We start from the raw sequence: 7,784 nt of genomic DNA on the forward strand, positions 1-7,784 counted from the left end.
GTCTATGTTTGCAGATATTTCCTACGTAATTCAGAGGTTTTCACCCAAATGGCAGCAGTAATGGTCGGCCAATTCCACGCCCGTGACGCCGAAGGCCGCATCTACCCCGTCCACGAGTTCCAGGAGTCCACCCTCCAGGTCGACGGCAGCGCGCTGGGCGCACCGATCACCACCTACCGCCTGGCAATTGGCGACCGCGTCAACCACCTGGGCGAAAACCGTTTCGAGCTGGCACAGACCGGCGTCGAGATCATTCGCATTCCTTGATGCAGTCTACGGTGTAGCGACCGCTTTCGTTCTGCAGGCCATGCACGTCGGCAACGAAACCCGGGAAGCCATCGTTGAAAGCTCGGGCAAACGCCAGATAGTCGAGTATCGAGCGGGTCGCTTCGGTGAACCGCTCTCCCGGCATGATCAATGGAATGCCGGGCGGATACGGCACCAGCATCACCGCTGCGACACGGCCGAGCAGCGCTTCGATCGGCACCGCCTCCACTTCGCCGCGTACCATCTGGTCATAGGCCCGTGCCGGGCTGACGGCAACCTCCGGCAAGCTTGTGAACAACCGTTTGAGCTGCTTGGCCGTGGCATTGGCGCGGTAGCACTCGTGCAGTTGGTCACACAGCTCGCGCAACCCCATGCCTTGATAACGTGAAGTGTCCGCTGCCACCACACTCGGCAGGCAAGCGCTCAACCGGGTATTGCCGTCATAGTGGCGTTTGAACTCCAGTAGCTCTGTCAGCAAGGTGCTCCACTTGCCCTTGGTGATGCCCATGGAGAACAGCACCAGGAAGCTGTACAGGCCGGTTTTTTCCACCACCAGGCCGCGCTCCCAAAGAAACTTGCTGACCACCGCCGCCGGAATACCGTGCTCGCCCAGCACACCCCCTGCGCTCAAGCCGGGCATGACCAAGGTCACCTTCAGCGGGTCGAGCAACACGTAGTTGCCCGCCACCTCACCAAAGCCATGCCATTCAGCCCCCGGCTGAAGCTGCCAGTCTTGCGCGGCAAGGTGCTGTATGCCCTCTGCCGCTGGCGGTTGCCAGATGCTGAACCACCAGTCGGCAGCGGCAATATGCTTGCGCAGGTTGGCCAGCGCCCGGCGAAAGCTCAACGCCTCGTCGAACATTTCCTGCAACAGCGAGCGCCCGGCCGGCCCCTCCATCATGGTAGAGGCCACGTCCAGTGACGCCAGGATGCTGTACTGCGGCGATGTCGAGATGTGCATCATGAACGCTTCGTTGAAGCGGTCACGGTCCAGCTGGCGGCTGGCACCCTCCTGCACATGAATCATCGACGCCTGACTGAAGGCCGCCAACAGCTTGTGCGTGGAGTGGGTACTGAACACCAGCGGGCTGTCGGCCGCGCAGGCCGTACCCATGGCATAGCGCCCCTCGAAGAACTCGTGAAACGCCGCGTAGGCGAACCAGGCCTCGTCAAAGTGCAGCACCTCGACACTGGCCCCCAGCGTCTGCTTGATCATCCCGGCGTGGTAGCACAGGCCGTCGTAGGTGGAGTTGGTGACCACTGCCAGCTTGATCCGCTGCCCGCGATCACGCGCCAGGGGGTTGGCCTGGACCTTCGCCTGGATCGATGCAGGGCTGAACTCACTGAGGGGTATCGGGCCGATGATGCCCAGCTCGTTGCGCTCGGGGCACAGGTAGATGGGAATGGCCCCGGTCATGATGATCGCGTGGACTACCGATTTGTGACAGTTGCGGTCCACCAGCACCAGGTCATCACGGCCGACCATGGCGTGCCAGACGATCTTGTTGGCAGTGGAGGTGCCGTTGATCACGAAAAACGTGTGGTCGGCGCCGAAGTTGCGTGCAGCCCTGGCCTCTGCCTGGGCCAAGGGGCCGGTGTGGTCGAGCAGCGAGCCCAGCTCCGGCACTGAAACGGACAAGTCCGAACGCAGGGTATTCTCGCCAAAAAACTGGTGAAAGGCCTGGCCGACCGGGCTCTTGTGGTAGGCCACGCCGCCGCCGTGCCCCGGTGTGTGCCAGGAGTAGTTGGATTGCGCGGTGTGTTGCACCAAGGCTTTGAAAAACGGCGGCAGCAGGCCGTCGAGGTAGCTGTGGGCGGCGCGTGCCACCTGGCGCGCAAGAAACGGCACGGTGTCTTCGAACAGATAGAGAATGCCGCGCAACTGGTTCAGCTCGCTCATGACCTCGGCGGGGGCGTTCTCCAGGGTGACCTGTTCGCCCAACGCAAAAATCGGCAGGTCAGGTGCGCGCAAACGGGCCAGGCGAATCAGCTCGGCCATGTTCTGTAGCAGATGAGTGTTCTCGCCCACGCCCTCGGCGGCGATCAGCATGCAGGCCAGGCCGTGGTGGGTGGCAGCGACCAGGCGCGCTTCAGCGTGGTCCGCTGCGGCCAGGATGGCAAAGCCGTCCTGGCGCAACTCCTCGGCGATACCCCGGATGCGGTCACCGGCAACACTGTCGGCCTTGATCGCACGGTGGACGATGAGGATGGGGAACTTGAGGTCCTTGTACATCAGGCAGCTACCTCTGCAGGACGGGGTGTCCTTTTCAGGGTAGTTGCAGGAGCGGCCTTGTGTCGCGAAAGGGGCGCAAGGCCGCTCCTACAAAGGGCGCATGGTCAAGATGCAGGTGTCTCGCTCAACGCCTGCCACATCGCCGGCGCCCCCGCCGATTTGGCGATCGCCGCCAGCCGTTCGGCATGCGCTTCCAGCTCTTCGGCACTGGCCATGATCACCCGCCCAGGAGCACGGCCGGTAATACGGCGGATCTCGCTGCCACCACCCCCCTGCCCGTCACTGTCGCCGTCAGCACCGTGCCCGGCCAGCGACAGGCTGGTCTGGCCGCCGGTCATTGCCAGGTAAACGTCGGCCAGCAGTTCCGAGTCGAGCAGTGCGCCGTGCAGCTCACGGCCCGAGTTGTCGATGTCGTAGCGTTTGCACAACGCGTCGAGGCTGTTGCGCTGCCCCGGGTGACGAGAACGCGCCAGCAACAGGGTATCGAGGATGGTGCAATGCTGCGCAAGGTCGGCGCGGTCTTGCTGGCCCAGCAGGGCGAACTCGTTGTTGATGAAGCCGACGTCGAACGCCGCGTTGTGGATGACCAGCGTGGCGCCCTGGATGAACTCGAAGAATTCATCCGCAACCTCGGCGAAGCGCGGCTTGCCGATCAGGAAGCTGTCGGTGATGCCGTGAACGCCGATGGCGCCCTCGTCACTCTCGCGGTCCGGTTGCAGGTAGACGTGGAAATGCCGCCCGGTCAGGCGACGGCCCATGACCTCGACACAGCCGATCTCGATGATGCGATGGCCTTCGCTGACCGGCATGCCGGTGGTTTCGGTATCGAGAATGACCAGGCGTTTATCTTGCTGCTGCTCCACGCGGGGGGCTCCAACTTGCATCAGTTACAAAGGACGCGATTGTACCCCAGCTCAACGCTGGGCGCGCACCTCATCGACCCCGCGGTTGGCCAGCTGGTCGGCCCGTTCGTTGCCCGGGTGGCCGATGTGGCCGCGCACCCACTTCCAGCTCACCTTGTGCCGGTTGACCTGTTCGTCGAGCAACTGCCAGAGGTCGGCGTTTTTCACCGGCTCCTTGGCGGCAGTCTTCCAGCCCCGTTTCTTCCAGTTGACCATCCATTCGTTGATGCCTTTCATCACGTACTGCGAGTCGGTGGTCAGTACCACCTCGCATTCACGCTTGAGCGACATCAGGCCCTGGATCGCGGCCATCAGCTCCATGCGGTTGTTGGTGGTCTCGCGTTCGCCGCCCCACAGTTCCTTCTCGACGCCCTTGTAGATCATCAGCACGCCCCAGCCGCCAGGGCCAGGGTTGCCCTTGCAGGCGCCATCGGTAAACATTTCGACGCTATCGCTCATGTACCACTCTTGTTCAGTGCTTTTCAGTATCAGGATTGGCCACCGTGCGGTTGACCTTGGCCAGCGGCAGCGGCAGCAGTTTGCCCATGGGCTCGCGGCGTTCCAGGCGCAACGGCCGCAGGCCGACCACCATCTTGCGCGCCACCAGCAGGTACACGCCGCCGCCGGAAATTTGCCAGCCGCCCGCCACCCGCTCCCAGCCTGCCAGGCGTTGCTGCCAGGCCGGCGAGGCAAGCGGCGGACGATAGCACCCGAAGCGGCGTTTCTCCAGCGCGAAGCCGAGCAGGTTGAGCCAGTCGCCAACCCGCGAAGGCGAGATGCAGCGGGCCTTGCGCAAGGCGCCATGGCTGAACAGGTGGCGCATGCCCCAACTGCTCCAGGGGTTGATGCCGACAATCAGCAGGTGCCCACCCGGGCGGACGGAGCTGGCGGCTTCGCGCAACAAGCCATGGGGGGTGAGGCTGAAGTCCAGGCCGTGCTGCAGCACCACCACGTCGGCGGCATGCTCGCTCAACGGCCAGGCCTGCTCTTCACAGACGATTTCCACGCCAGGCAAGGGTGCCCCGAGGCGCACGTTGCGCTGCACCTGGGGCGCGCTGGGCGGCGCCTCGGCACAGGGCCCATAGTGCACGAGATAACCGCCAAAGAAGCGCCCCAGCTCTTCTTCCAGCAGTTTTTCCTCTTCTTTGAGCATCAACTGGCCGAGCGGGCCATTGAACCACTCACGGGCCAGGCTGATCAGCTCGACCCAATCGGGGTCGGCCTGGGCAAAGGCTTGGTCGGTCATTGCGTTCTCCCTCGAAGGTTCTCGTGCCACGCCATCGCGGCTAAGATGCCCTCATGTCCCACGCTTGGCGATACGGATCCGCACCATGATACAGATCGATGCTCTCCCCGCTTTCTCCGACAACTACATCTGGTTGTTACAGGATACTGCCAAACGCCGTTGCGCGGTGGTCGACCCCGGCGACGCCGGCCCAGTGGAACGTTGGCTGGCGACCAACCCCGACTGGGTATTGAGCGATATCCTCGTGACCCACCATCACAACGACCATGTCGGCGGCGTCGAACGGCTCAAGCAATTGACCGGCGCCAAGGTCTACGGCCCGGCCAACGAGCAGATTCCCGCCCGCGATGCTGCACTGGCGGACGGCGATGAAATCACTGTGCTGGGCCTGGCGTTCCAGGTCATCGGCGTACCCGGCCATACGCTGGGGCATATCGCCTTTTACTCAGCGCAACCGGCCACACCCCTGCTGTTCAGTGGCGACACGCTGTTCGCCGCCGGTTGTGGGCGCATGTTCGAAGGCACCGCCGAACAGATGCACTCGTCCCTGCAGCGCCTGGCCGCCCTGCCGGCGCACACCGAGGTGTATTGCGCCCACGAATACACGCTGAGCAACCTGCGCTTTGCCAAGGCGGTGGAGCCACAAAACCCGCACGTTCTGCAGCGCTTCGACGAGGTTACCCGGCTACGCGCCGACAATCGCATCACATTGCCATCAACGATTGGCCTGGAACGGCTTACCAACCCCTTTATTCGCACGACTGAAACATCCGTTAAACAAAAAGCAGACGAATGGAAGGGACATTCAAACACCACGCATGTCGCTGTTTTTGCTGCCTTGAGGTCTTGGAAGGACACCTTCTGATAACCTCAAGATATATCGCATGTGAGGGTCAAAGGTTGACCAGGCCGGTAGCGGTTTCTAGAATCGCCGAAATTTTTCGCCCGGATACCTGTCCCAGCCGATGTCTTCCCGTAGCCGCAGAACCTCTCATTCCGTCGCCCTGACGCGTCTGGCCCAAATCAGTGCGCTGGCCCTGGCCGCCACGTTGGTGGGCTGCCAGAGCACCCGTCAGCTCGACGAATCCGATAGCGTTCGCGCGCACAACTATCAGGCGCGGATCAAGCACAAGCCGGCCCCGCTGCTGATCAAGCCGGCCGAGCAGGCGCCGCAGGACGTGTGGGAGCGCATGCGCCAGGGCTTCACCCTGCAGGACAGCATCGACGTCAACCCGCGCATCGAGCAGCAGCGCCTGTGGTTCGCCAGCAACCCGCGCTTCATCGAAAGCGCCGGCGAGCGCGGCAGCCTCTACCTGCACTACATCGTCGAGCGCCTCGAAGAACGCGATATGCCGCTGGAGCTGGCGCTGCTGCCAGCCATCGAAAGCGCCTACAACCCGATGGCCTACTCGCGCGCCCATGCCGCGGGCATGTGGCAGTTCATCCCGTCCACCGGCCGCCACTTCAACCTGCGCCAAACCAACTTCTATGACGGCCGCCGTGACGTGACCGCCTCGACCAACGCCGCGCTGGACTACCTGAGCCGCCTGCACGACATGTTCAACGGCGACTGGCTGCTGGCCCTGGCCGCCTACAATGCCGGTGAAGGCACGGTCAGCCGCGCCATCGAACGTAACGAAAAGCTCGGCCTGCCAACCGACTACTGGAACCTGCCACTTCCGCAGGAAACCCGCGACTACGTGCCCAAACTGCTGGCCCTGTCGCAGGTGGTGTCCACTCCAGATGCCTATGGCGTCAACCTGAACCCGATTGCCAACGAACCCTACTTCGAGGCGGTCGCCATCAATGATCGCCTCGACCTTTCGCGCGTTGCGGCGTTCGCCGACATCGACGAAGACGAGCTGATCCAGCTCAACCCGGCCTTCAAGAAGCGCATGACTGTAGACGGCCCCCAGCAATTGCTGGTGCCCACCGCCAAGGCGCAACTGCTGTCCGCCAGCCTGTCCAACCTCAAGCCTGAGCAGTTGATCAGCCTGCAGCCGAACAAGGCCGTGTTCGCCCGCGCCGTGGCCGAAGCCAAGGCCCCGGTGGCAGCGCGCAGCTACCGGGTCAAGCGTGGCGACAACCTAGGCACCATTGCCAAGGCCAATCGCGTATCGGTCAGGGATATCAAGCGCTGGAACCGTATGTCCGGCAACAGCCTCCGGGCCGGCCAGGTATTGGCACTGCGCGGCGGCAATGCGCCGAGTGCCGCCGGTAACCGGGTGGCGGCGTCCTCGAAACGCTCGACCCAGTACAAGGTACGCAAGGGTGACTCGCTGTACCTGGTGGCCAAGCGTTTCAATGTCGAAATGAAACACCTCAAGCGCTGGAACCCGCGCAGCGGGCATGCGCTCAAGCCAGGGCAGACGCTGACCGTTTACCTGTCTCACTGATGTAATGCCAGGGGCCGCTTTGCGGCCCTTTCGCGACGCAAGGCCACTCCAGCCGGTTTAGCCTTCCTCAAACGATCAAGCGCCTTCAAAACCTCTCTTTTTCCAACCCCACCAAGCTGTTACTGTACTCGATCAAAGCCCAACGCCTCTGGATCGGATGCCGACTTGATACGTCCCCTCCTGCTGTCACTCAGCCTGGCCTTGAGCTTTCCCGCCGTCGCGATGGTGAGCGAAAGCCACGGATACGCGCAGTTCGGCACGCTCAAGTACCCAGCCACATTCACCCACTTCGACTGGGTCAACCCGCAAGCGCCCAAAGGCGGCACCTTGCGGGCCATGGCATTCGGTACCTTCGACACGCTCAACCCTTACACCTTCAAGGGTTCGAGCCCGATTACCACGCCTAACTTCCAGCAGTACGGCATCAGCGAACTGAACGAACCGCTGATGATCGGCACCGGGCAATACGACCCCTCGGGCGACGAACCCACCTCCAGCTACGGCCTGATCGCGCGCTCGGTGGAGTACAGCGAAGACCGCAGCTGGGTGGTGTTCAACCTGCGCCCACAGGCACGCTTCCATGACGGCCGCCCGATCACCTCGGCGGACGTGGCGTTCTCCTATCGCACGCTGCTCAAGGATGGCCACCCTATCTACCGCACCAACCTGCAAGAAGTGCAGCGGGTGGACATCCTCGGGCCCTTACGCATTCGCTTTGTCTTCAAGCGTGCCGGCAACCC

General features: G+C 63.0%; 8 protein-coding genes. 4 read left to right on the forward strand and 4 right to left on the reverse strand.

Annotated features, from left to right (window positions below; all coding sequences use genetic code 11):
- Window positions 1-48 precede the first annotated feature (48 nt).
- On the forward strand, window positions 49-267 hold the full coding sequence (locus NP534_RS13635) for a hypothetical protein (RefSeq protein WP_033699199.1): 219 nt from the start codon (window positions 49-51) through the stop codon (window positions 265-267).
- Here the strand turns inward: NP534_RS13635 and NP534_RS13640 are convergent.
- The 4 genes from NP534_RS13640 to NP534_RS13655 all read right to left on the reverse strand — a co-directional run bounded on the left by NP534_RS13640 (window position 251) and on the right by NP534_RS13655 (window position 4,648).
- Window positions 251-2,500: an Orn/Lys/Arg decarboxylase N-terminal domain-containing protein gene (locus tag NP534_RS13640; RefSeq protein WP_274099046.1), complete on the reverse strand. Its 2,250-nt coding sequence runs from the start codon at window positions 2,498-2,500 to the stop codon at window positions 251-253. The two genes, NP534_RS13635 and NP534_RS13640, sit on opposite strands and share 17 nt — an antisense overlap.
- Window positions 2,501-2,604: 104 nt before the next feature.
- Window positions 2,605-3,363, reverse strand: coding sequence for a DNA polymerase III subunit epsilon (gene dnaQ / locus NP534_RS13645; protein ID WP_274099047.1), 759 nt, complete (start codon window positions 3,361-3,363; stop codon window positions 2,605-2,607).
- 51 nt (window positions 3,364-3,414) lie between these two features.
- Window positions 3,415-3,861, reverse strand: coding sequence for a ribonuclease HI (rnhA, locus tag NP534_RS13650; RefSeq protein ID WP_033699205.1), 447 nt, complete (start codon window positions 3,859-3,861; stop codon window positions 3,415-3,417).
- A gap of 13 nt (window positions 3,862-3,874) precedes the next feature.
- Complete coding sequence (locus NP534_RS13655; RefSeq protein WP_274099048.1) at window positions 3,875-4,648, reverse strand: methyltransferase domain-containing protein; 774 nt, start codon at window positions 4,646-4,648, stop codon at window positions 3,875-3,877.
- An 85-nt stretch (window positions 4,649-4,733) separates the two neighbouring features.
- On the opposite strand from NP534_RS13655, the gene gloB reads away from it, so the two are divergent.
- The 3 genes from gloB to NP534_RS13670 all read left to right on the forward strand — a co-directional run.
- Window positions 4,734-5,513 carry a hydroxyacylglutathione hydrolase gene (gene gloB / locus NP534_RS13660; RefSeq protein WP_274099050.1) on the forward strand — a complete coding sequence of 260 codons (780 nt, stop codon included), beginning with the start codon at window positions 4,734-4,736 and terminating at the stop codon, window positions 5,511-5,513.
- A gap of 100 nt (window positions 5,514-5,613) precedes the next feature.
- Window positions 5,614-7,044 carry a lytic transglycosylase domain-containing protein gene (locus NP534_RS13665; RefSeq protein WP_274099049.1) on the forward strand — a complete coding sequence of 477 codons (1,431 nt, stop codon included), beginning with the start codon at window positions 5,614-5,616 and terminating at the stop codon, window positions 7,042-7,044.
- Between the two features lie 222 nt (window positions 7,045-7,266).
- Window positions 7,267-7,784, forward strand: a 518-nt coding sequence (locus NP534_RS13670) for an ABC transporter substrate-binding protein (RefSeq protein WP_274099051.1), incomplete at its 3' end; no start/stop codon positions are given.

Origin of the sequence: Pseudomonas sp. 39004 (assembly GCF_028682155.1) — a bacterium.
GTDB lineage: Bacteria > Pseudomonadota > Gammaproteobacteria > Pseudomonadales > Pseudomonadaceae > Aquipseudomonas > Aquipseudomonas capeferrum.

Excerpts from the sequence above, each read along its gene's own strand:
- rnhA (WP_033699205.1), bottom strand. The coding sequence starts at position 3,861 with ATGAGCGATAGCGTCGAAATGTTTACCGATGGCGCCTGCAAGGGCAAC.
- NP534_RS13640 (WP_274099046.1), bottom strand. The coding sequence starts at position 2,500 with ATGTACAAGGACCTCAAGTTCCCCATCCTCATCGTCCACCGTGCGATC.
- gloB (WP_274099050.1), top strand. The coding sequence starts at position 4,734 with ATGATACAGATCGATGCTCTCCCCGCTTTCTCCGACAACTACATCTGG.
- NP534_RS13655 (WP_274099048.1), bottom strand. The coding sequence starts at position 4,648 with ATGACCGACCAAGCCTTTGCCCAGGCCGACCCCGATTGGGTCGAGCTG.
- NP534_RS13635 (WP_033699199.1), top strand. The coding sequence starts at position 49 with ATGGCAGCAGTAATGGTCGGCCAATTCCACGCCCGTGACGCCGAAGGC.
- NP534_RS13665 (WP_274099049.1), top strand. The coding sequence starts at position 5,614 with ATGTCTTCCCGTAGCCGCAGAACCTCTCATTCCGTCGCCCTGACGCGT.